At 59.8% G+C, this 21,635-nt stretch carries 20 protein-coding genes; 12 read left to right on the top strand and 8 right to left on the bottom strand.

Features of this window, described 5'->3' with window-relative positions; genetic code table 11:
• Nucleotides 1–43 precede the first annotated feature (43 nt).
• Nucleotides 44–655: a transferase gene (locus J2Y90_RS17140; protein WP_253500984.1), complete on the top strand. Its 612-nt coding sequence runs from the start codon at nucleotides 44–46 to the stop codon at nucleotides 653–655.
• Nucleotides 656–845: 190 nt separating this feature from the next.
• On the opposite strand, the gene J2Y90_RS17135 is transcribed toward J2Y90_RS17140, so the two are convergent.
• From J2Y90_RS17135 to J2Y90_RS17120, 4 genes are all read right to left on the bottom strand, one after another.
• Entirely contained in the window at nucleotides 846–1,595 is a 750-nt protein-coding gene (locus tag J2Y90_RS17135) for a methyltransferase domain-containing protein (RefSeq protein WP_253500983.1), read from the bottom strand.
• Nucleotides 1,596–1,951: 356 nt separating this feature from the next.
• Complete coding sequence (locus tag J2Y90_RS17130) at nucleotides 1,952–4,342, bottom strand: TonB-dependent siderophore receptor (RefSeq protein WP_253500982.1); 2,391 nt, start codon at nucleotides 4,340–4,342, stop codon at nucleotides 1,952–1,954.
• Nucleotides 4,343–4,460: 118 nt separating this feature from the next.
• Complete coding sequence (locus tag J2Y90_RS17125; protein ID WP_253500981.1) at nucleotides 4,461–5,441, bottom strand: FecR domain-containing protein; 981 nt, start codon at nucleotides 5,439–5,441, stop codon at nucleotides 4,461–4,463.
• On the bottom strand, nucleotides 5,428–5,943 hold the full coding sequence (locus tag J2Y90_RS17120; protein ID WP_253500980.1) for a sigma-70 family RNA polymerase sigma factor: 516 nt from the start codon (nucleotides 5,941–5,943) through the stop codon (nucleotides 5,428–5,430). The genes J2Y90_RS17125 and J2Y90_RS17120 overlap by 14 nt, the downstream gene beginning before the upstream one ends.
• A 179-nt stretch (nucleotides 5,944–6,122) precedes the next feature.
• Here J2Y90_RS17120 and J2Y90_RS17115 point away from each other — a divergent pair, with 179 nt between their 5' ends.
• On the top strand, nucleotides 6,123–7,106 hold the full coding sequence (locus J2Y90_RS17115; protein ID WP_253500979.1) for a helix-turn-helix transcriptional regulator: 984 nt from the start codon (nucleotides 6,123–6,125) through the stop codon (nucleotides 7,104–7,106).
• A gap of 92 nt (nucleotides 7,107–7,198) precedes the next feature.
• Nucleotides 7,199–8,326 carry a mechanosensitive ion channel family protein gene (locus tag J2Y90_RS17110; RefSeq protein ID WP_253500978.1) on the top strand — a complete coding sequence of 376 codons (1,128 nt, stop codon included), beginning with the start codon at nucleotides 7,199–7,201 and terminating at the stop codon, nucleotides 8,324–8,326.
• A 36-nt stretch (nucleotides 8,327–8,362) separates the two neighbouring features.
• Here the strand turns inward: J2Y90_RS17110 and J2Y90_RS17105 are convergent, their stop codons facing one another.
• Nucleotides 8,363–10,282 (bottom strand): tyrosine-protein phosphatase, encoded by a 1,920-nt coding sequence (locus J2Y90_RS17105; RefSeq protein WP_253500977.1) that lies wholly within the window; start codon nucleotides 10,280–10,282, stop codon nucleotides 8,363–8,365.
• Between the two features lie 345 nt (nucleotides 10,283–10,627).
• Here J2Y90_RS17105 and J2Y90_RS17100 point away from each other — a divergent pair, with 345 nt between their 5' ends.
• From J2Y90_RS17100 to J2Y90_RS17085, 4 genes are all read left to right on the top strand, one after another.
• Nucleotides 10,628–12,166 carry a class I SAM-dependent methyltransferase gene (locus J2Y90_RS17100; protein ID WP_253500976.1) on the top strand — a complete coding sequence of 513 codons (1,539 nt, stop codon included), beginning with the start codon at nucleotides 10,628–10,630 and terminating at the stop codon, nucleotides 12,164–12,166.
• A gap of 282 nt (nucleotides 12,167–12,448) precedes the next feature.
• Nucleotides 12,449–13,330 (top strand): manganese catalase family protein, encoded by an 882-nt coding sequence (locus J2Y90_RS17095; protein WP_253500975.1) that lies wholly within the window; start codon nucleotides 12,449–12,451, stop codon nucleotides 13,328–13,330.
• Between the two features lie 53 nt (nucleotides 13,331–13,383).
• On the top strand, nucleotides 13,384–13,686 hold the full coding sequence (locus J2Y90_RS17090) for a hypothetical protein (protein ID WP_253500974.1): 303 nt from the start codon (nucleotides 13,384–13,386) through the stop codon (nucleotides 13,684–13,686).
• 12 nt (nucleotides 13,687–13,698) lie between these two features.
• Nucleotides 13,699–13,839 carry a hypothetical protein gene (locus J2Y90_RS17085; protein ID WP_253500973.1) on the top strand — a complete coding sequence of 47 codons (141 nt, stop codon included), beginning with the start codon at nucleotides 13,699–13,701 and terminating at the stop codon, nucleotides 13,837–13,839.
• Nucleotides 13,840–13,878: 39 nt separating this feature from the next.
• On the opposite strand, the gene J2Y90_RS17080 is transcribed toward J2Y90_RS17085, so the two are convergent.
• On the bottom strand, nucleotides 13,879–14,310 hold the full coding sequence (locus J2Y90_RS17080) for a DNA methylase (RefSeq protein WP_253505201.1): 432 nt from the start codon (nucleotides 14,308–14,310) through the stop codon (nucleotides 13,879–13,881).
• 160 nt (nucleotides 14,311–14,470) lie between these two features.
• Between J2Y90_RS17080 and J2Y90_RS17075 the strand changes: the two genes are divergently transcribed.
• Entirely contained in the window at nucleotides 14,471–16,042 is a 1,572-nt protein-coding gene (locus tag J2Y90_RS17075; RefSeq protein WP_253500972.1) for a sensor domain-containing diguanylate cyclase, read from the top strand.
• Between the two features lie 10 nt (nucleotides 16,043–16,052).
• Here J2Y90_RS17075 and J2Y90_RS17070 read toward each other — a convergent pair whose 3' ends face one another.
• Nucleotides 16,053–17,147 (bottom strand): GNAT family N-acetyltransferase/peptidase C39 family protein, encoded by a 1,095-nt coding sequence (locus J2Y90_RS17070; RefSeq protein WP_253500971.1) that lies wholly within the window; start codon nucleotides 17,145–17,147, stop codon nucleotides 16,053–16,055.
• Between the two features lie 94 nt (nucleotides 17,148–17,241).
• Between J2Y90_RS17070 and J2Y90_RS17065 the strand changes: the two genes are divergently transcribed.
• Nucleotides 17,242–18,822 carry a RimK family protein gene (locus J2Y90_RS17065; RefSeq protein ID WP_253500970.1) on the top strand — a complete coding sequence of 527 codons (1,581 nt, stop codon included), beginning with the start codon at nucleotides 17,242–17,244 and terminating at the stop codon, nucleotides 18,820–18,822.
• A 3-nt stretch (nucleotides 18,823–18,825) separates the two neighbouring features.
• Nucleotides 18,826–19,737, top strand: coding sequence for a magnesium transporter CorA family protein (locus J2Y90_RS17060; protein WP_253500969.1), 912 nt, complete (start codon nucleotides 18,826–18,828; stop codon nucleotides 19,735–19,737).
• A gap of 42 nt (nucleotides 19,738–19,779) precedes the next feature.
• Here the strand turns inward: J2Y90_RS17060 and J2Y90_RS17055 are convergent, their stop codons facing one another.
• Complete coding sequence (locus J2Y90_RS17055; RefSeq protein ID WP_253500968.1) at nucleotides 19,780–20,016, bottom strand: hypothetical protein; 237 nt, start codon at nucleotides 20,014–20,016, stop codon at nucleotides 19,780–19,782.
• A 162-nt stretch (nucleotides 20,017–20,178) separates the two neighbouring features.
• Between J2Y90_RS17055 and tspO the strand changes: the two genes are divergently transcribed.
• Both tspO and J2Y90_RS17045 read left to right on the top strand, forming a co-directional pair.
• Nucleotides 20,179–20,622, top strand: a complete 444-nt coding sequence (gene tspO / locus J2Y90_RS17050; RefSeq protein ID WP_253500967.1) for a tryptophan-rich sensory protein TspO — start codon at nucleotides 20,179–20,181, stop codon at nucleotides 20,620–20,622.
• Entirely contained in the window at nucleotides 20,619–21,635 is a 1,017-nt protein-coding gene (locus J2Y90_RS17045; RefSeq protein ID WP_253500966.1) for an alpha/beta hydrolase, read from the top strand. The genes tspO and J2Y90_RS17045 overlap by 4 nt, the downstream gene beginning before the upstream one ends.

The following is a 21,635-nucleotide window of genomic DNA, read 5'->3' as shown; positions in this document are numbered from 1 at the left end:
ACCGTCCACCCACGCCCCAGTCTCACTTATTCGGAAGATTCCTATGAAATCGCCAAAAATCGAAGATTACATCGCTCAATGGCCAGTACTGGGCGTGGACTCCGCTGCGCCCTGGGCGGTGGTTCAGAATTGCGAGAGCCGGATTCTGGAATTGCTTGAAACGCTCGGCGCCGGCTACCGGCGTCAAGGCAATTGCGCCGTTCATGAAACCGCCATCGTTGAGCAAGGCGCTGTTCTGAAAGGCGCAATCATCATCGGCGAAGGCTGTTTTGTAGCAGCGGGCGCTTATCTGCGTGGCGGTGTATACCTCGGCAAAAACTGCATCGTTGGCCCCAGCTGTGAGCTGAAAACCACGTTCATGCTCGATGGCAGCAAACTTGCCCACTTCAACTTCGTCGGCGACTCAGTGATTGGCGAAGCGGTGAATATTGAAGCCGGCGCGATCATCGCCAACTACCGCAACGAACTGGACGGGGCCGATATCAAGATCCGCCACGAAGATCAGGTGATCGACACAGGCGTCAGCAAATTCGGAGCGCTGGTGGGAGACGGCTGCAAGATTGGCGCAAATGCCGTGATCGCTCCTGGAGCTTTGTTGCGGCCCCACACACGTGTTCCTCGTCTGGGATTGATTGATCAGTTTGCTTACGAGTAACACCAGATAGTGGCGAGCGTCAGTTTTCGACCAGAAGCAAAGGTGCTTACTTTTGCCGTGTAAATTGTCTTGGCAGCATTCTCAAAAACTCGCCTTCGACATTCGCTTCGGATTGATGACTGACCTTCGCCACAGACAGCCAAAGGCGCACATTCCCACCGCATGCCCGCTATATCCGCCTATCGATACGTCAAATCTTCCGAGCCCAACTCCCAAACATCACATCCCCAACATAGACGCCTGAAGAGCCTGAACGCTCCTGATCCAGACGCGCCTGCAACGTTTCAATTTCGACCTCTTCTGCACTGGCCACCCCTAACGCAATGATTCGCGGCAAGCATGCCCGAACAATGGCGCCAAGGCTGTAGGGCGCATCAGGCGTTTGTACCAGGCACTCGGCGCGTACGCTTTCGACGGTCAAGCCTGCCTGGGTGAAAATGCCGTGCAGGTTAAAACCGATGTGCAAATCCGCTCCTTCGCGAGCGAGCATTTGCTGTAACCAGCGTTGCGCTCTTTCATGCAAAGGGAAAGGTTCGACGCTGGCAGGCGCCAGCGTCGTATCGTGTTCCTGGAAGACCATGATTCCGCCGGCACGCAGACACTTGGACAGTGCTCGGATCGTCGCCACCGCATCCTTCTGATACATCAGAACGCGCCTGCCGACGATGGCGTCAAAAGTGCCGACAGAGTCTGGCAATTCCTGGAGGTCGGCCTTGAGAAATGTCAGTGAAGGATGCGCATGTCCTGCGGTGCGCTGGCGAGCAATGGCAATGGCAGCGGCGTCGTGATCGACTCCGATGACCTCCCCGTCTTCCACTAGATCACACAGCAGCAAACAAACATCACCCGAACCGCAGCCAACGTCGAGGATGCGCATCCCTTTGCCGACGCCCGCGTCGATCAGCAAGCGTGTGGTGAAGTCGAGTCGGTTGAGCGGCATTATCAAATTCCCTGAGTTTTCCGAAAAATCATGGCAGGCACGTCAGTCATCTGGCCCCCAACAGCGCTTCATCCTTCGCCACTGCACGTTGATAGGCGTCGCGGCTGATCAACTTCTCGGCATAGGCGAGAAACGCAGCTCTGGGCGGCAAGGTTTGCAAGCCTAACCCCCAGCCGATGTGGGAGCCAACATAAACGTCTGCAGCGGTGAAGCGTTCGCCGGCAATAAACGGAGTGGCGTCGTTTCAGCGACTCACCCATGACGCTGGCAGAAAGTGCGCTTCTGTCCGAAGCAAAGCCAGATGCCTGCAGTAAAGCGGGCACCGTTTCCTGTATGGGAAAGGCCTCCCCGCCTGCTTACCAGTTGTAACTCACTTTGGCGGTAATCTCGCGACCCGGGTTGTAGAAGTTCGCTGTGCCGGAGCCGACCACGTGCTGCTCATCCAGCAGGTTGCTGACGTTCACTGCGAGGTCGGTGCCCTTGGCGATCTTGTAGTTGAAAGCGGCGTCGAACAGCGTGGTGCCGTCGCTTTTGCCGGAGTTCGCTGCATCGAAGTAATACGAGCCGACGTAGCGTGCACCCAGGCCCACGCTGACATCAGTGGCGGGCACATCGTAGTAACTCCAGAGCGAAGCGGAATGCTTGGGCGCCGTGGAGAACTCGTTACCCTTGAGGGAGCTACCGTCGTACAACGAACCGCGCAGTACCTCTGACTCCATATAGGAATAGCCACCGATCAGGCTGAGGTTTTGCGTCACCTGCGCCTTGGCCTCCAGGTCGAGGCCACGCGCCCGCGATTCGCCCACCGTCTGCTGCTCGATGATGCCGCTCGGTAGTACCACGGCGATGGTGACGTTTTCCTGAGTCAGGTCATACACGGCTGCGGAGAACAGTGCGTCCATCCCCATCGGCGCATACTTCACGCCCACCTCGTACTGCCTGCCTGTCTGCGGTGTCACGCCAACCTGCGGCGGCGATACCGATTCCACCATGCTCACGTAGGTGGAGACTTCATCGTTGACAATATAGGTCAACGCACCTCGGTAAGAAGTCTCGGAGAAGGTGTCTTTCTCGGTGGATTGCAAGCCTTTGCTGGTCAGGTCCATCGAGTCGTTGCGCACACCCCCGGTGACGATAAACCGCTCGTAGAACGACAGGTTCTGCTGCAGGAATACGGCCTTGGTAGTCGCGTCTCGCTTGTTGACGGCGTACGGCGTGATCGAGCGTGAAACGCCGGTAAACACGGGATTGGCGATGTCGATCGGCGTCGTCAGGGCGTAGACCGAGCTTTCCTTGGTGGTCGAATCGAGGTACTCCACGCCCACCAGGCTGCTGCTGTCGATGTTTTCGAAACGGGCATCGTATTGCAGCATCAGATTGCCGTTGAACTGGTCGGCGTCAGTGTCCGTGCCAAACAGGTATCGATCGACAGTAGTACCGACACGGGCGGCGCTGTCGCTGAGGTACACGTAGCCAAAATCATCGGTCAGCTTGCTGTAACGCAGATTGCTGCGCAGTACGAAGCCGTTGTCGAAGTCATGGGTGACGTTACCGCTGAGGCTGGTGCGCTCGACATCGTGGAAGTTGTAGCTGGGCTCACCGTAAAACTTGCTGCGGTCGTATTCCTTGTCGAGCGGATAGCCGCCACTGTTGGGCGAGCTTTCGGTTTTCAGGTAGTCGAGGATCACCGTGGCCGACGTGTAATCGGTCGGGGCCCAGGTGAGACCACCCATAAACAACTGGTTGTCATCCTGTGAGTGATCGTACTCGCGATCGCTGTTTTGCCCTTTGGCCGTGAAGCGGCCAGCCAGGGTTTTGTCGTCGTTCAGCGCATCACCGACATCGATACCTGTCTCGACATGGTCGAACGAACCGTAAGTGACATAGCCTTGGCCAAACTTCTCGAAGCGCGGTTGTTTGGTCACGAAGTTCACCGAACCGCCCGGGTCCGCGGGGCCAAATAGCGTGGAGTTGGCGCCACGCAGAATCTCGATGCGCTCATAGGCGAATGGATCTTCGCGCACGCCGCGCATCGAACTCAGGGTCAAGCCGTCACGGTAGGTGGTGGCCTGGAAGCCGCGGATCTGGAAATAGTCGTTGCGGTCATCCGTCCCATAGAAATCACTGACCACGCCGGGTGTGTACTGCAGCGCCTCTTCCGTGGTGCTGACGCTGCGCTGTTGCATTTCCTTGTTGGTCACCACCGATACCGATGCCGGCGTATTGAGAATGCTGGTGGCCACCTTGCCGCCAACCCAGAGCTCCTTGGCCACCACCGAGTTGGTGTCGTCGTCGGCACTGACCCTGACCTTGGCATTGATGATGAGGGGTGCGAGGCGATAATCCTCGACATCTGTTGCATCGAGTTCCAGCGGGCCGGCGGTCTTCGCTTGAGGGACCAGCAGATAAGCATTCGGGCCTTGCTGTTCGATCTGCAATTCGCTCCCCTGCAGCAACGATGACAGCGCTGTCGAAGTCTCGAGCGTGCCACTCACGCCAGCAGTGTTGCGGTTCGCAACACTCGGCGCGTCGAAGGAAAGACTGATCCCGGCCTCTCGCGCAAAGCGGTCGAGCGCCGGCGCCAGCGGGCCGGCTGCGATGTTCCACTGCCTGACCTGATTGCTGTGGTCAGCGCTCGAGGTTTGCGCCAGCGATGGCAATGCGTAGCTGCTCACGATCAAACCCAAAATCGCAGCGTGCATGGCACGATTCAATGGATGGCGCTGTGAAACCGGGGACGAACTCATTTTCTCGCTCCAAGAAAGGACATCGGCAGACTGGCCTGTATTCCGGCCTTCCTTAGAGGTCGAACGAGAATGAGAAACCACCTCATTATTTTTCACGTCACGCAACATCCTGATGGACTCAGGTCGCAGCGGTCAGGGTCACCCAATAACGGGTTCGGTAATCAACGTGCAAGCGCAGTGATTGCGCGATCAATGCCAGGACCTGATCGTTGTCAGCGAGCTGGAAGGTGCCGGAAACGCGACGATCAGCGACCTCTTCGGCGCAGCGCAATACCCCGGGACGATAGCGCGACAACTCCGCGATGAAGTCACCAAGGCGCATATGGTTCGCACTGATCACCCCGTCACCCCAAGCCCATAGATCAAGGCCGTTGTCCCTGAACGTTCGGGCGCCATTCGAGGTGAACAACAGAGGATTGCCCGGCTGGGCGCTGCCACTCGCAGAGGTTTGACCGGAGCCGGGGAAAACCGTGACTGATCCCTGCTGAGCCGCGACCAGCGTGCCATCGTCACGCTCGCGTACCAGAAAACGCGAACCATGGGCGCGCATGATGCCGTCTCGGGATTGCACCCAGAACGGTCGCGCTTGAGGCGAGTGTTGATCCGCGCCGACATTCACGATGATTTCACCTCGGCGCAGGATGATCAGGCGTCGCTGGGCGTCGAAATCGCTGTCGACGGCGCTATCGCTATTGAGCTGGACAAGGCTGCCATCATCGAGCTGGAAGCGTCGTCGTTCGCCGGTGCCGCTACGCTGTTGCGCAAGCATCGCGGGTACGGGCGTGTAGTCCCGGCCGAGCCAGGCTGCCGCGCCGACAGTCGCCAATATGCCCAGGAGCTTCAGGCTTTCCCGCCGGCGCATTCCATGGTTGCTGCCTTCAAGCGTTTGTCGGGCCAGTTGAGTGGGTACGCCTGCGAATTCATCTCCAAGCGTTTCCACACGCTGCCACGCCAAAACATGCTCGGGACGTTGCTGGAGCCAGTGCTCAAAAGTGCGCTGTGTCTGTTCATCGGCTTGATTGAAGCGCAGGCGCACCAGCCATTGGATCGCCTGCTCGACAATGGCCGGATCCAGCGCCTGCGGCTCACGACTCGACATAACGCAAGCGATAACAGTGTTGCAGGGCCGTGGCCAGGTCGCGTTCCACCGTCGCGCGGGAAACACCGAGTTTTTCGGCTATTTGTGCGCAGGTCAGACCGTCGAGCCGGGCAAATAAAAACGCCTGACGAACTCTTGGTTTGAGCATGTCGAGCATGCGGTCTATGCGCTCGAGCGCATCAAGAATCATCAGCCGGCTCTCTTCCGAGGGAACCTCGTGTTGAGGCAGCAACGTGATGCTTTCCAGATAGGCACGTTCGAGTTCGCGACGACGATACTGATCAATCATCAGTCCGCGGGCAATGCTGCTCAAATAGGCGCGTGGTTCGCGCAAGGGGCTGGACTGACGGGCCTTGAGCACTCGTACAAAGGTGTCCTGCGCCAGATCTGCGGCGTTATCGCGACATCCAATGCGCCGAATCAGCCAGCCCTGTAACCACGAGTAGTGGGTGCGATAGAGCAGCCCTGGATCTGCGGTACCTAGTGTTTCGTCGCTACGCATCGGCATCCCGGGACATACATGATTGATAATGAATCGCATTCTACTCATGCGACAGGTCTCAGGTAAATACGTGGCTTCGCCGAACGCAAATCATGCTCTCGGTCTTGTCACTCAACCGTCACGCCTGCCCCCTAGGCTCTACCGATCTCTACCGTTGACTCAAGAGCCCGCATTCCAACATGCCGCCAATCGCCACCGCATCCACAACCCGGCAAACAATCATCCTGCGCTCCGACAATCTCACCTCCTCCGACTTCGGCGCGCTTTTCTCCAGGCTCTTCGGCAATCGCTACGCCGACACCCCACCACCGCCGTCCAACATCATCATCGGCGGGGTCTACGGGCGGCACGACGGGGTGAGTTTTCGACGCATGCATTACCACGGCGATTTCAGCGTCACCCTCCCCGATCCGCAGAACGAAATCACCTTCGTCATCCCCACCGCCGGCAAGATCGTTTTCAACCACGGCACCGAATCCATCGGCATGTCGCACGTTGGTCTGGCGATCGACAAGGCGGATATCCGTTCGATGCGGTTTGTCGATGATCACGCGCATCACGGCATTTCGATCAATCGTCAGCAGCTCACCGAGCGTTTGTCGGCGTTGCTGGAGAACCCGATCGTGCACAAGATCGTGTTTGAGCCGAGCGTGGATCTGAATACGCCCGCATTTCATGGCCTCAAGGCATTGATTGATCTGGCGACGGGCAATGAATTCGATGCGCTGATCAACAGCGGCACGCTGATGCCGTCGCGTTTGCGCGAGATGTTGATCGATGCGGTGCTGGAGGCGTGGCCGCACAATTTCACCGAGGCGCTGCGCCGGCCCGCGCCGTGTGTGGCGCCGCGGCATGTGAAGTTGGCAATGGAGTTTATCCAGGCGCATCCGCAGCAGTTGGCCAGTGGCGTGGATCTGGCGCGGTTGAGTCACGTCAGTCAGCGCGCGTTGCAGGAAGGTTTTCGGCGTTTTGTCGGGATGTCGATTGTGGCGTATCAGCGTCAGGTGCGTTTGCAGCGTGCTTATGAGGCCTTGGCGCGGGGGCATGCGGGGTCGGTGACAGAAGTGGCGCTACGTTTTGGCTTCAGCAATGTCGGGCGCTTTTGTCAGTATTTCCAGAGCGCTTACGGCGTCAGCCCGGCGGAGTTGAAAGCCAGGCGTTGACCATTCGCTCCGGTGACATCTGCATTTGATTGAACAGCAGGAATCTCAGGGCGACTAACCCCAGACAGGCCACTTGCGAAAAGGGGGTTTCAATGACCGAGGATTTCATCGGCTTTTTCACGACGCACACAATTCTGGGAATTTCACTGGCGAACTGGGTCCTGGCGTTCCTCGCCGCGACGCTCAGTTATCTGCTGACCACCACGGCGATCCGTTTCGTTTTCCGCAAGGTGCAGGCGCGGGCCAGCGCCGGCAATGGGCATCTGACGTACATGGCCAGCGAAGTGCTGGCGGCGACCAGCACCACGTTGCTGCTGTTGGCCTCGATCCTGGTCGGCATCGGGTTGCTGGATTTGCCCGAGCGCTGGCTCGGGCGCGTGAGCAGTTTGTGGTTTGTCGTCGCAGCGTTGCAGGTTGGCCTATGGACCAACCGCGCGCTGGCACTGGGGCTGCATCGCTATTTCTCGCGGCACAACGCGACCGGCACCTTTCAAGCGAGTGCCTTGGCGACCCTGAGCCTGTGGGGCGTCAAGGTGTTGCTGTGGGCAGTGATTCTGTTGGCAATGCTGTCGAACCTTGGCGTCAACATCACTGCGTTTGTCGCCAGCCTTGGTGTCGGCGGTATCGCCGTGGCGCTGGCGGTGCAGAACATTCTTGGCGACGTGTTCGCCTCGCTGTCGATTGCCGTCGACAAGCCGTTTGAGGTGGGCGATTTCATCGTCGTCGGCACGCTGGCCGGTACGGTCGAGCACGTCGGCCTGAAGACTACGCGCATCCGTAGTCTCGGCGGCGAGCAGATTGTCATGGCCAACGCCGACATGATCGGCAGCACCATCCAGAACTACAAGCGCTTGCAGGAGCGTCGGGTGGTGTTCGAGTTTCGCCTGACTTACGAGTGCACCACCGAACAGATTCGCCAGATCACTCAACGGGTAGAAAGCATTATTAAAAACGAAAAACAGGCGCGCTTCGACCGCTGCCATTTCCGCAGTTTTGGTGAAAGCGCGCTGGAATTCGAGACGGTGTACATCGTTCTGGACGCCAGCTACAACGTCTACATGGACGTGCAGCAACGGATCAATCTGGCGATCATGGAAGCGGTGGCCGAGCTGGATGCGACGTTCGCCTTCCCGGCGCGCACCGTGCATGTCGCCTCGCTGCCCGAGCCCACCGCGCCGCCGGCACGCACGCAGCAGTCATCGCGTGCGCAGCATGCTTGAACTGAAGAGCCCGGCAATCTGCCGGGCTCTCTTCATTCAAAACGCGTAACTGGCCTTGAGCCCGCCATTGAAACCGTGGCTATCACCGCCACCGTTGGCGCCAATCTCAGCGCCCACACTCAGGGCGCCGAGGTTGGCCATCAAATTAACGCCGCCGCTGAACTGATCGCGGTTATCGAACGCCGCGCGCTGCTCGATATCCAGCCCCAGCAGGTGGCCTTCGCTGTCGACGTGCTGATCGCCGAGCGCACGCTCGTACCCCACGCGTACGCCTGGCACCAGCTGCCACGCACCCACCGCCACCGGAGCGAATGACACATCGAGATTGGCCACCGCGCTGCGGCGGGTCTGCTCGATGCCGTCGACGTCGAGCGCCAGCTCACTGCCCTTCTCTTTGAAACCTTGCAAGTCGAGATGACTGACGCGAAAGCCCAGGCTCGGTTCAAGAATCACGCCGCTGAGCGGCAGGCGATAACCCAGCGCAAGTGTCGCGCCGGTGAGATTACCGTGGCTATCGCCCTTCGCCGCGCCGAGGCCACCACCTAGCTCGCGTTTGCTGTCGTAGTCGACGTAACCGGCGCTGACGTTGGCGTCGACAAACACGCCACGCTCAAGGCTGGTCAAGCCGTAACGCGCACCGAGATTGAGGAAGGTGAAATCAGTATCGGCCTCGCCACCCGCCCCGCCGACGCTGCCCTTGCTGTAACCGAAACCGCCGCGAGCGCTGAGTTGTTCGCTAAAGCGCTGAGTGATGCCGAGCATCAGGCCCTGGCTGTGTTCGTTGCTGCTGTCGGCATGGGCCGAGCCGTCGGTGCCGAGGTAGCTGGCGAGCGCGGTGCTCCAGAGGCGGTATTGGCCCACCTTCAAACCGCTGCCGCTGGCGAACGCTGCGGTGGCTTGTTCGATCATCGCGTTCTGCCGCAAGAGATAGCTGGCCGCATCCGCATGCACCTGACCGCCGACTTGCGTTTCGACACCGCCCAAGGTGCCGGCGTCGATCGCCGATTGCAGGTAATAGTTGTAGGCGCTGTAGGTGCCGGACAGCTCGCTGTTCTGCAACTGCCGCAGCAACTCGGCACCAGCGGCGGCATTGCCGATCATCCCGGCCTGCCCCGGCAAGCTGTTGTACTCGACCAGTTTGCCGCGCAGCACATAGATGGTTTCCTGCGACAGACCGAGGCCCTGCTTGAGGTAGTTGTCCATGCTGCCGTACTCGGCGGCGACCTGATCGAGGCCGGCCTGCAAGTAGCTGGCCTGCACGCCGAGCAGCGGCTCGTACACGGCGGCCATGCTCGGCGGCAAGGCTTTCAGAGTCGCGGCGACACGGGCCGCGGTGTAGTCGTTGGTCGCCAGATAGTTGGCCATGATCGTCGCCTCATCGACACCAGCGATGCTCTGCAATACAGCGGCAGTCCAGCCGGTGCGATCCTTGCCAGCGGTGCAGTGGAACAACTGCGCGGCGTCGACACTCGCCAGCTCATTGAACAACTGGCCGAACTGCCCACGCATCCCGGCATCGCTGACGAACGCACGGTTGGTCTGTTCCATCATCGCCACGGCTTCCGCGGCGCTGTGGAACGAGATGTGGGTGATGTCCGCACCGGAGGCGGTGCTGCCGATGATGTCGATATTGCGATAAGCCGCCCCCGTGATCATCGTGTCCGGCGTAGCGGCAATTTCGCTGGGGGTGCGCAAGTCGTAGATGGCTTTGATGCCCAGACCATTGAGCGTCGCCAGATCCGCCGCCGACGGCGTCAATGCGTTGGAGCGGTAGAACACACCGCTGCGCATGGTCCCGTCGTGGGTCGTGGAATAGGCGGTAGTGATGCCGGCAATGTCGCGGAAATTATCGATGCCGGACAAGCGCGGCGTGTCCAGCGCGACTGGCTCGGCCGCATTGGCAGCGGCGATGGACAGGCTCAGAACGGACAACGAACACAGAAGACGTTGGAACACAGTGCAGCCTCATGAGATCAGCGTTGGGCTGGTCACTATGGGCAGGCCAGTGGGAGGGAATATGACAGTTTCGGGCGGCCACGAAATGCCTGCGCGAATGGGCCGTGGGGTGCGTGATTTGTCCAAAAATCCCGAAATTGTTGACGACCTGTGGGAGCGAGCCTGCTCGCGAAAGCGGCCTATCAGGCAACTCGATTGAAATCCCAAAAAAGCGTTCGCGAGCAGGCTCGCTCCCACAGGGGTATTACAGTGGACGTGGGAAAGTATCCGGTTTTTGTACTTGTCGCGCGCAGCGACAACCCCTTATAAGACTGCCATCACTTCCGAGAACAAGAGACCGCCCCCATGAGCAACGCCTGGAACGAAGGTTATTTCACCGACGAAGGCTACACCTACAGCTACAGCCGGGAGATCAATCCGGTATTCCTGCGTTACTGCCTGTTGCTGCGCGGTTTCGCCACGCTGGACAGTACCGACGGCGTTCACTGCGAATTGGGCTTTGGCCAAGGCGTGTCGATCAACATCCACGCAACGGCCAACCCGGGCTCGTTTGTCGGCACGGATTTCCACCCGGGCATGGCCGCGCATGCCATCGACCTTGCCGCTGCCGCCAACAACGGCGCCCGTCTGTATGACGACAGCTTCGAACAACTGCTGACGCGCTCCGATCTGCCGCAGTTCGACAGCATCAGCCTGCACGGCATCTGGACCTGGGTCAGCCGCGACAACCAGAAACTGATCGTCGAATTCGCCCGCCGCCACCTCAAGCCCGGCGGCATGCTCTACGTCAGCTACAACTGCTTCCCCGGCTGGTCGCCGTCGGCGCCGCTGCGCAACCTGTTCAGCCTGCACGATCGTTTTGCCAATGCCTCGTCGCGCTCCGATCAACGCATCGACGCCGCGCTCCAATTCTCCGAAGCACTGCTCGCAGCCAATCCGAAATACGCCGCTGCGGCGCCGAGTCTCGGCGCGCGGCTGCAGAGCATCAAGGGCCAGGATCGTCATTACGTCGCCCATGAATATTTCAATCGCGACTGGAACTGCATGTACTTCGCCGACGTGGTCGATGCGCTGGCCCCGGCCAAACTCGACTACGCCACCACGGCAGTGCCGCTGGACTCGGTCGACCCGCTCAACCTGAGCGCCGAAGGCATGGACTTTCTGGAAACCATCGAACACCCGGTCATGCGCGAGCAAGCGCGGGACTACTTCGTCAACCAGCACTTCCGCCGCGACCTGTACTTGCGCGGCGCGACCCGCCTGTCTGCTGCCGAACGCCGCGCGCGAATGCTTCACTCCCGTTTCGTGCTGCTGCAACCCTGGGAAACCGTCGCGGGCTCGGTCACCGGTCCTGCCGGCGAAGCGACCCTGCAACCGGAAATCTACGGCCCAGTGCTCGATGCACTGGCGGCGCAGAACTATGCCGCGAAATCCATGCGCCAGTTGCTGTCCGAGGCTGCGCTGGCTTACGACGACCTCGAACAAGCCCTCGCCGTGCTGATCGGCATGGGCGCCGTGGCCCCGTGCCAGAGCGAGACCGCCGAGTCGCAGGTCAGCGGACGCTGCGCCGCACTCAACTTGCAGCTGTGCAAACGCTCGCTGTACGGCGCCAACATCCAGACCCTGGCCAGCCCGGTCACGGGGGGTGGCGTCACGGTCAGCCGCTTCCAGCAGTTGTTCCTGATTTCGATAAAACAAGGCAAACAGCAACCAGCCGAGTGGGCGCAACTGGCGTGGGGGGTGATCAGCGAACAAGGTGAAGTGCTGGTCGACAATGGCCAGCCATTGCTCACCGCCGAGGCCAATATCGCCGCACTGACCGCACAGGCTCAGGTGTTTGCCGAGCAAACGCTGCCTGTACTGAGGGCATTGAAAATCGCCTGATTGCAAACCAACCAATGTGGGAGCGAGCCTGCTCGCGAAAGCGCTGGATCAGCCACCAGCTCCGGTGACCGACGTACCGCGTTCGCGAGCAGGCTCGCTCCCACAATGGTCGTAGAACAGGATCGCGCCAACCGTCCTGTTTGCGGAACTTTCCGCCTTCTGCCGTCCGTCCAGCCACCCCGCAATAAACGAAATTTCCGCTCCACCCACTCCTCACAACTATGCATGCGCTCACACCCACAAGGGGTGACTGCGCGATAGCCTGGTCTGAGGAAAATTTGAATGTTCATACATAACAAGCGACTTCAGTACACCGTTCGTGTGGCCGAGCCCAATCCGGGGCTGGCCAATCTGCTTTTGGAGCAATTCGGGGGCGCCAATGGCGAGCTGGCCGCGGCAGCGCGCTACTTCACTCAAGCTTTGGCCGAGGAAGATCCGGGGCGCAAAGATCTGCTGCTGGACATTGCCACCGAGGAATTGAGCCACCTGGAGGTGGTCGGCTCGATCATCGTGATGCTCAACAGAGGTGCGAAGGGGCAACTCGCCGAGGGCGTTCAGGAAGAAGGTGAGCTGTATCGCGCGCTGAATGGCGCCGGCAACGACTCACACATCACCAGCCTGCTCTACGGCGCAGGCGCACCGCTGGTCAATTCGGCCGGCGTGCCGTGGACAGCGGCGTATGTAGATTCGATCACCGAGCCTACCGCCGACTTCCGTTCGAATATTGCTGCCGAAGCGCGGGCGAAAATCCTCTACGAACGCCTGATCAACATCACCGATGATCCGGGTGTTAAAGAGGCGCTTGGCTTTTTGATGACGCGGGAAATCGCCCATCAACAGTCGTTCGAAAAAGCCCTGCACTCGATCCAGCCAAACTTCCCGCAGGGCAAACTGCCGGGCATGCCGGAGTTCACCAACAAGTACTTCAACATGTCTGGCGAACCCAATGTGCGTGGGCCGTGGAACGAGGGCGGTGCGTGGGAGTACGTGGAAAACCCAGAGCCGGCGGTCGACGGCGGCGATGGTCTGGCGAGCGTCACCCTTCCTGCTGAAGACGAACAAGTGCTGGAAGCGATGAAGACCCGCACAGCCTCTGACCCACTCAGCGAACCGGTGACCGGTGCTGACCTGGGTTCCGGTTATGTGCAAGGCAGAGATGTCTGAACCCAGTCCCGGCGGCCCCGTCCCGGGGTCGCCACTTGCTCAAGGAGAACCACATGAAAAGCAGCAAAGTTCTGGCACTGACCTCTGAACATTTTCAACGCTTGATGGAGCAGGCCTCCGCGGGTTTCGAACTGGACTGCCGACAGGCCTGTCGCGGGCTCAAAGTCAGCATGGCGGTGAATGTTTTCGGTCTGGGCACCCTGCTCCCGAATAATTTCGCCGACGAGACCACCGTCCAGCCATCGGACGAGCAGCCACTACTCGACGACGCCCTACCCATGATGCCCATGGTTGCCAGACGCGCATCGGCCGAGCGAAGCCGCTCAATGGACATGGCTGAACGGTTTCATCGCTAACAGGAGCGCGATATGAGAACGCATAGAAATCCGAGCTTCCCCTCAAGCCTGACCATCGCCCCTGGAATCCAGTTTCTGCTGGGCTGTGCAATATTCGCCGGCGGAACGCTGATCATGATGAGCGAACTGGCGGCAAGGTTTGTTGCGATGTGAGCGGTGCGTAGCTGCCTTGTGCAGCGGCAGACCGCAAGCTCAAAACAGCACCGCAGCCGCTTCCCTCATGAAGATCTCGACCGTCTTCGGCCCTATCCCCTCGAACTCGGACAGGCGCTTCTCCAGCGCCTTACGATCCGCGCTCGCTGCCACGACGTTACTGACCTTGCCGGCATACTCGCTGTTGAGCTTGTTCGCCAACGCGAGTAAACGCGCCGCGGTGCTCTCGTCGTAACGCACATAACGCGCCTGCCCCAGCATCGACACCAGTTGCCGGTGCGTACACTGTGCGAGTTTTTGCGGCGTGTCTTTCTGATGCTGCTCTACTATGACTTGATACGCCTTGGCGGCGATGGCGCCCTGGATCCTTTTGCCCATCAGAAAACTGGCAAGCAGCCATTTGAACAGGCCAGGTTCGCTGGCGGTGTGCAGATCGATGTTCAAGTCACCGGCCGTGATGATTTCACTCACAAGTCTCACCTTAAAGCGCGCTTCAGTTACAGATGTTGACCCGGCACCGCTTTGAACGATCCAATGGCCGCCGCTTGGCCAAGGCAATAAATTGAATCCCCAGTGGAAACGGATGGTCATCTTTCAAGAGATGAGAGATGACAAGCATAAGGACCTTCAGATGCTCGGTCGTAAACTGCCCGACAGCAAAGGGCATGACGCCGCAGAAACCGCTCCCATCAAAGCTGCCAGCGAGATAGCCGCTTTCCGCCTGACCGTGATCTTCATGCTGACGGTGATTCTGGCGTTTCTGGGAGTGGAAGGATGGCGCACGTGGCGTGACTACCACTCCGCGTTTTCGTCCGCGCGGGATTCGGTCACCAACCTCGCTCGGGCAACGGCGCAGCACGCCGAGGACGCCATTCGCCAGGTAGACGTGTTGACCGCCGCGCTGGGCGAGCGCGTCGAAGGCGACGGACTGCAGAACATCAACGTGCCGCGCATTCACAAGTTGCTGGTCCAGCAAGCCAAGCTGATGCCGCAGCTCCACGGCCTGTTCATTTACGGCCCGGACGGGCACTGGATCGTCACCGACAAGGAAAACATCCCGGACCCGGCGAACAATGCCGACCGCGATTACTTCCAGTACCACCGTACCCACACCGATCGAAACGTGCGCATCGGCGATGTCGTCAAAAGCAAATCCACCGACGACCTGATCATCCCGATTTCGCGTCGTTTGAATAACCCGGACGGCTCCTTCGCCGGCGTGCTGCTGGGGACGATCAAGGTCAGTTACTTCGTCGACTATTACGGGGATTTCAAGATCGACGACAAAGGTGCACTGGTACTGGCGTTGCGCAACGGCACCATCCTCGTACGGCGCCCTTTCATCGCTTCGGTGATCGGACAGAGCCTGGCCGACAGTGAGGTTTTCAAGAACTACCTGCCCTATTCCAATCAAGGTATCGCCGAGGTCCGAGCCATCGTCGATGGCACCCAGCGTTTGTACGGTTACCGCGCCTTGACCACGTACCCGTTGGTGGTTGAAACCGGACTTTCCCGCGAATCGATCATTGCGCCGTGGCGCTGGGACCTGATCAAAACCGGTTTCGTGTTGTTATCGGTGATCACCGCATTCACGGTCTTCGGACTGATTGTCTTGAGGCAATTGCGCCAACGCATGGTGATGGAAAAGGATCTGCGCAAGGCACACCAGGCCATGAAGGACATGGCCTTGACCGACAGCCTGACCGGGCTGGCCAACCGCCGCCGCCTGGACACCGCGCTGGCCGACGAGATTCGCCTGGCCAGACGCCAGGGCTCGTCGATTTCAGTGATCATGCTCGATGTCGATCACTTCAAACTCTACAACGACACCTACGGGCATGCGGCCGGTGACGACTGCCTCAGCGCTGTCGGCCAAGCGATTGCGCAAGCGGTGAAACGACCCGGTGATCTCGCCGTGCGGTATGGCGGAGAGGAGTTTTCCGTGTTGCTTCCCAACACGGATATTCGAGGGGCTGCGCTTGTGGCCCAGGAAATACTTGAGGCCATTCGCTCCTTGCGGCTGGATCACAGAGCCCATCCGCAGGGTCACGTCACTGCCAGTGCAGGTATTGCGGTGGGCAAACCGGCCGAACATGAAGTGACCCCCGCCACTCTTATCGAGTCGGCTGACAAGCTGCTTTATGCAGCGAAGCAAAAAGGCAGGGATCGCTACTGTATCGGCGATGAAGGGCTCGGCGCCTAGCCACCGCGCCTCAACGGGAGCGCAGCATCACCGCTGCGCGAACCCGCTGTACGCCAAACACCGTCATGCGCAGAAATTCCTGGTGACTGACCGGCAAGTGCTGGCAGTCCAGGCCGCGTTTCAACTTGCTGTGATCGACATCCGGATCATGCAGATAGACGAAGTCCTGGTCACACGCGGTGATGATCACCCAATGCGGCGCTTTCAAGCGGGTGAATCGGTAGCTGCTGATCAGCACCACCGGTTTGTACCCGGCCTGCAACGCAGCGCCGATCTCCAGATAATCACCCAGAACCTGCTCAACTTGCGTGGCCGCCAGGTCTTGGGCAAAACCATCCTCGACCAGCTTCATGATCGACTTTTTCTCTGTGCTGCGTACGCCGTGAAGAAAAAGCGAGCCCTGGTGACTGACCTCCAGGCGCACCTCGAAACCGCGCCGCCAGGCCGCCAATGCGAGGCCCTGAGGGCTGCAGCCACCGTGGCCCGCGGTCATGAAAATGGTGGTTGCCTCGCGCCATAGCTGGATTTCCTCCGCTCGGGTCATGGCACGGGTCGGATCGATGGCGGACATCGCCATCAGCAGGCACGCCGCGCCGCAGGTGAATTCGGTGGTCTGCTGGTAGTACGGCACTTGGCGGGCGGGTGCGGGCGCTGCACGCAGGATGCGTTTCTCGTAGCGCAACGCCTCGCAATGGTCTTCGTAATAGTCCTCGACGCTGGCAAAGCGCTGATAGCCGTTGGCTTCGTAGAGGCGGATGGCAGCGCTGTTGTCCGCGCGCACCTCCAGGCGCAGCCATGCGCAATTGCGCGCCAATGCGCAGGCCTGGGCCTCTTCCAGCAACCATTGGCCAAGTTGATGTCCACGCCACACAGGGCTGACGGCAATGGAATACAAGCGCCCCAGGGAAGTGCCGCGGTGAAAAAGCACCAAGGCGTAACCGGCAAGTCTGGCGTCCGATGTGGCGACAATCAGCGCCGCGTTGGCACGACTGAGCATCCAGCTGAAGTTGCGCTGATTCAATCTGTCGAGGGCAAAACAGGCCCGCTCCAGTTCGACCAGATCGTCGATATCGTCCATCGACGCAAAGCGAAAATCAAAAGACATGACCGCACCGTAAAGTTTGAGTAACGAACCGGGACAGGCCCAGTGGCCCGTGATTTATTGAAGCGGCGTCTTCTTCAACAGGGATTCATTACTCATGTCAGCGGTGCAAGCCAACGTGAACGAAGTATTAGACAAAACCGAGCATTCGACAATCACCCTCAGCGAGGAACCTCCCAGTATCAAACCCCCGGGAAGTCGATTGCTCATCCTTGTCGAGCGCAAGGATGACTGGGCTGATTACTTGCCCAGCGAGAGCCTGATGCTCGCTCAGGATTACCTTGAACACAGCGACGATTTTCCTCATCGCACCCAAGTCATCAACCTCTGCCGCAACTACAAATACCTCGGTCAGGGCTACTACTGTTCATTGCTGGCCGAGGCGCGCGGGCACAAGGTGTTCCCCTCGGTTCGCACCGTCAGCGAGCTGGCGCGCAAAGCGCTTTACGGGGTCGGGCTGAACGATCTGGAACGCACCCTGGAGCGGGCGCTGGCCAACCATCCATACGGCGAAACCGAGGCTTTCACGCTGTCGCTGTACTTCGGCAAGGCCTCGATCGAGCCGCTGCAAGAGATCGGCCGTCAGCTGTTCGAGGCGTTCCCCTGCCCCATCCTGCTGGTGGAGTTTCGCCGTGGTGAAACCTGGCAGATTGCGGGCATCAAAGCGGGGGCGCTACACAGGCTTCGCGACGAACAGCAGCACGTTTTCGCTGATGCACTGGATGCTTTCAATCGCAGGACGTGGCGTCAGCCAGCCTCCAAACGCGTTGCCCGATACGACCTGGCCATCCTGCATGATCCTGACGAAGCGCTACCGCCCTCGAACCCCGAGGCATTGCAGCGTTTCATCGCGGCGGGCGAACAGTTGGGCATCGATGTCGAGCTGATCGAGAAAAAGGACTATGCGCGTCTCGCCGAATTCGACGCGCTGTTCATCCGCGAAACCACGCGGGTGGATGATCACACCTATCGGTTTGCCAAGAAGGCGGAAAGCGAAGGCCTCGTGGTGATTGACGATCCGTCGTCCATCCTGCGCTGCACCAACAAGGTTTATCTGGCCGACCTGTTGAAGCGCCGAGGTCTGGGCATGCCCGTAACGGAAATTCTCTACAAGGATCGTCCGCAGGAACTTGAAAACGTCGGGCGTCGCCTGGGTTTTCCGTTGGTACTGAAAATCCCCGATGGCTGTTTTTCACGGGGGGTTATCAAGGTCACCGATGCGCAAGCGCTGGCCACGGCTGCGCAGGAGTTATTCGAGCACTCGGTGCTGTTGCTGGCCCAGGAGTACTGCTACACCGAATACGACTGGCGCGTCGGCGTGCTCAATGGCGAGGCGCTGTATGCCTGCAGATATTTCATGTCCAAGGGGCATTGGCAGATTTACAACCACAAGGCCCTGCCCGGCGAGATCAACGGCATGTGCGAGGCCGTACCCGTCGAGCAAGCCCCGCCCGACGTCGTGCAACTCGCGGTACAGACGGCTCGGCTGATCGGCGATGGCCTCTATGGCGTCGACCTCAAGCAGGCGGGCGATCGGGTTCTGGTCATCGAGGTGAACGACAACCCCAACCTCGACGCCGGCATCGAAGACGCGGTGCTGGGCGACGAGCTGTATCGGCGCGTGCTGCAAGCGTTCACGCAAAGGCTCGAGCTCAAACACCGTGGCCAGGCGTGGTGAGCGATGATTGAACGCTATTGCATTGATTGCGGCGCACTGCGCCAGGGCACCGAAGACGAGGCGACTGTCTGGCTGGCCGTCGCCCCGAACGCCGTCGAGCAATCGACGTTGCAAACAAGTCTGGGCATTGGCGCTCAAGTGCTGGAGTCGTCACTGGATCCGGACGAGGTGGCCCGGATCGAAATCAAACCGGATCACCTGTTCCTGATCTGGAAGCGCCCGGAAAGCTTCGACGGGCGAGCATTCAACATCTCGTCATTCGGAGTGGTGCTGAGCGAAAAGCGCCTGGTGGTGATTTGTGCGAGCAACTCGCTGCTCTCCAGCCTTGAGCAAGATGCGCAAATGACCGGGCCACTGGATGTGCTGATGGCGTTGCTCGCTGAAAGCGTTCATCACTACCTCGGGCATCTGCGCGTGGTCAAACAGATCGCCCGGGAGATTCAGCATCAATTCACCCGTGCGATGGACAATCAGCAACTGGCGCAGATGTACAACCTGAGCGAAAGCCTCGTGTACTACGTGAACGCGATTCAAAGTAACGGCGCGGTGCTGACTTTGCTGCGAAACCACGGCCAGCGCCAAGGCTTCAGTGACGGTCAACTGGAATCGCTGAACGACCTGATCGTGGAAAACGAACAAAGCTTCCAGCAGGCCAGAATTCACGCCAAGGTGTTCGCTAACCTCATCGAATCCCATGGCAATCTCGCCAACAACAGCATGAACCGGGCGCTGCGCAAGCTGACGCTGATCAACGTAGTGTTCCTTCCGTTGAACCTGATTGCCGGCATCGGCGGCATGTCGGAGTTCAGCATGATGACGTCTGGCGTTCCATGGTGGATGTCTTTCCCGGTGCTGATCGCTTGCATGGGGCTCGTGGGCGCGGGGATGGCGCTTGCACTGCGGCGCATGGCGTGAATCCAGGTCAGGTCCTGCCAACGCCTGCGCCGCATTCGAGCGTCAATTGGTCTGGCTGACCACCCGGATATCCGTGATACCTACCCGCTCTGCGTGCTCAAGAATCTGCTCTGGCGTCGAATCCGCCGTGGGCATGACCAGGCTGTTTTCGGCATCGCCCAGATGCAGTTGCAGCAGATGCATCGCCGCATCGTGCTCGGCCAGTTGCGCGTCCTTGAGTTCGAGCAGATAGGTACGAGGCTCGCCGTTGAATCGATAATCAATGTGATAGGTGTACATGTTGTCGTCCGCGTCGGTGGAAAAAGCACTGTTTATCCTGACGCGGCAGTCAGCTTTTAGTTCAACCTGACCGCCCTATTGCATTTCCAAACAAACTTTTTGCGCAGCGAAGCGTCCTCTTCTTAACTCTCCATTACAGCTGATCACAGCTAAGGACCGGCAATGACCTTTTTCATTTTCCTCTTGGCCTGCGCGGCGGCGGCAACCACTGGTGTGATGTTCAAACCCGGCCCGTGGTACGAATCGCTGACCAAACCCTCTTTCACCCCGCCCAACTGGGCATTTCCCGTGGCCTGGACAATCATCTACCTGCTGCTGGCCTGGGCCGGTTATCGCCTGAGCCTGATCCCCGGCAGCCAAACGGTGCTGGCCTTGTGGGCTGCGCAAATCGCTCTGAATACGCTGTGGACGCCGGTGTTCTTCGGCGCGCATCAGGTGCTGGCGGCGCTGGTGATTCTGGCGGTGCTGTGGGTGGTGGTCGCGGTGATGGTGGTATTCGCCCTGCAGTTGGACGTGGTCACCGGGCTGATTCTGTTCCCGTACCTGGCGTGGCTGTGCGTTGCACTGGCGCTGAACTGCTCGATCCTGATGAAGAATCGCCTGTGAGCGATTTTCCATGGCCGCAAGGCGAGCGCGAGCTGGCGCAGATTCGCGCGTTCAACAAAAAGCTCGCCTGGCTGCCGCGCTTCAAGGTCCGCAATCGAGTCACTCCACGACTGGTTCAGGCGTTGCTGCGGGCGGGTCAGATCGGCGGCGCCGGCAAGCTGCGCCAGCATGGGCTGACCGCTGAACGCAAGATCATCGACACGGTGCCGGTGCGCATCATCCGTCCCAAGGGCAAAGCCAAAGGCGTGGTGCTGGATTTCCATGGTGGCGGCTGGGTGATCGGCAATGCGCAGATGAATGACCACTTCAACATCGCTATCGTCAACACCTGCGACGTGGCGGTGGTGTCAGTAGATTATCGACTGGCGGTGTCGACGCCGATCGAGGGCTTGCTGGACGACTGTCTGCGCGCCACGCGCGGCATCTTGAACGATGCTGAATTCGCCGGACTGCCCGCAGTGGTCGTCGGCGAATCGGCCGGCGGGCATCTGGCGGCAGCCACCCTGCTCGCCCTCAAATCTTCGCCAGAACTGCTGCGACGGATCTGCGGCGCGCTGCTGTATTACGGCGTCTACGACCTGACTGGCACGCCCAGCGTGCGCACCGCACCCGCCGATACTCTGGTGCTCGACGGCCCCGGCATGGTCGAAGCGTTACGCCTGCTCACGCCGGATATCAGCGACGAACAACGACGCCAGCCACCGCTGTCACCGCTGTATGGCGATTTCAGCGGACTGCCGCCAGCGCTGCTGTTTGCCGGTGAGCTCGATCCGTTGCTTGATGACACACGGCTCATCGCCGAGCGCTGGCAACACGCGGCGCCGGTGGAAGTGCATGTGCTGCCGGAATGTCCGCATGGGTTTATTCACTTCCCGACGGCCACTGCTGAACATGTGCTGGCTTACAGTCGGGAGTGGATTTCGGCCCGCCTGCGCACGGTCGCACAATCTCCAAGCGCCGAACCCGACAATGTCCAGCCACACCCGCCACTAACAAGCGCTAACAGCGCATAA

Origin of the sequence: Pseudomonas koreensis (assembly GCF_024169245.1) — a bacterium.
GTDB classification, from domain to species: Bacteria; Pseudomonadota; Gammaproteobacteria; order Pseudomonadales; family Pseudomonadaceae; genus Aquipseudomonas; species Aquipseudomonas koreensis_F.
Note: the sequence above shows the minus strand (reverse complement) of the source record. Positions and strands in the feature narration are given on the sequence as shown.

Coding starts and splice junctions, on each gene's coding strand:
- J2Y90_RS17140 (WP_253500984.1), top strand. CDS start 44: ATGAAATCGCCAAAAATCGAAGATTACATCGCTCAATGGCCAGTACTG.
- J2Y90_RS17135 (WP_253500983.1), bottom strand. CDS start 1,595: ATGCCGCTCAACCGACTCGACTTCACCACACGCTTGCTGATCGACGCG.
- J2Y90_RS17130 (WP_253500982.1), bottom strand. CDS start 4,342: ATGAGTTCGTCCCCGGTTTCACAGCGCCATCCATTGAATCGTGCCATG.
- J2Y90_RS17125 (WP_253500981.1), bottom strand. CDS start 5,441: ATGTCGAGTCGTGAGCCGCAGGCGCTGGATCCGGCCATTGTCGAGCAG.
- J2Y90_RS17120 (WP_253500980.1), bottom strand. CDS start 5,943: ATGCGTAGCGACGAAACACTAGGTACCGCAGATCCAGGGCTGCTCTAT.
- J2Y90_RS17115 (WP_253500979.1), top strand. CDS start 6,123: ATGCCGCCAATCGCCACCGCATCCACAACCCGGCAAACAATCATCCTG.
- J2Y90_RS17110 (WP_253500978.1), top strand. CDS start 7,199: ATGACCGAGGATTTCATCGGCTTTTTCACGACGCACACAATTCTGGGA.
- J2Y90_RS17100 (WP_253500976.1), top strand. CDS start 10,628: ATGAGCAACGCCTGGAACGAAGGTTATTTCACCGACGAAGGCTACACC.
- J2Y90_RS17095 (WP_253500975.1), top strand. CDS start 12,449: ATGTTCATACATAACAAGCGACTTCAGTACACCGTTCGTGTGGCCGAG.
- J2Y90_RS17090 (WP_253500974.1), top strand. CDS start 13,384: ATGAAAAGCAGCAAAGTTCTGGCACTGACCTCTGAACATTTTCAACGC.
- J2Y90_RS17085 (WP_253500973.1), top strand. CDS start 13,699: ATGAGAACGCATAGAAATCCGAGCTTCCCCTCAAGCCTGACCATCGCC.
- J2Y90_RS17075 (WP_253500972.1), top strand. CDS start 14,471: ATGCTCGGTCGTAAACTGCCCGACAGCAAAGGGCATGACGCCGCAGAA.
- J2Y90_RS17070 (WP_253500971.1), bottom strand. CDS start 17,147: ATGTCTTTTGATTTTCGCTTTGCGTCGATGGACGATATCGACGATCTG.
- J2Y90_RS17065 (WP_253500970.1), top strand. CDS start 17,242: ATGTCAGCGGTGCAAGCCAACGTGAACGAAGTATTAGACAAAACCGAG.
- J2Y90_RS17060 (WP_253500969.1), top strand. CDS start 18,826: ATGATTGAACGCTATTGCATTGATTGCGGCGCACTGCGCCAGGGCACC.
- J2Y90_RS17055 (WP_253500968.1), bottom strand. CDS start 20,016: ATGTACACCTATCACATTGATTATCGATTCAACGGCGAGCCTCGTACC.
- tspO (WP_253500967.1), top strand. CDS start 20,179: ATGACCTTTTTCATTTTCCTCTTGGCCTGCGCGGCGGCGGCAACCACT.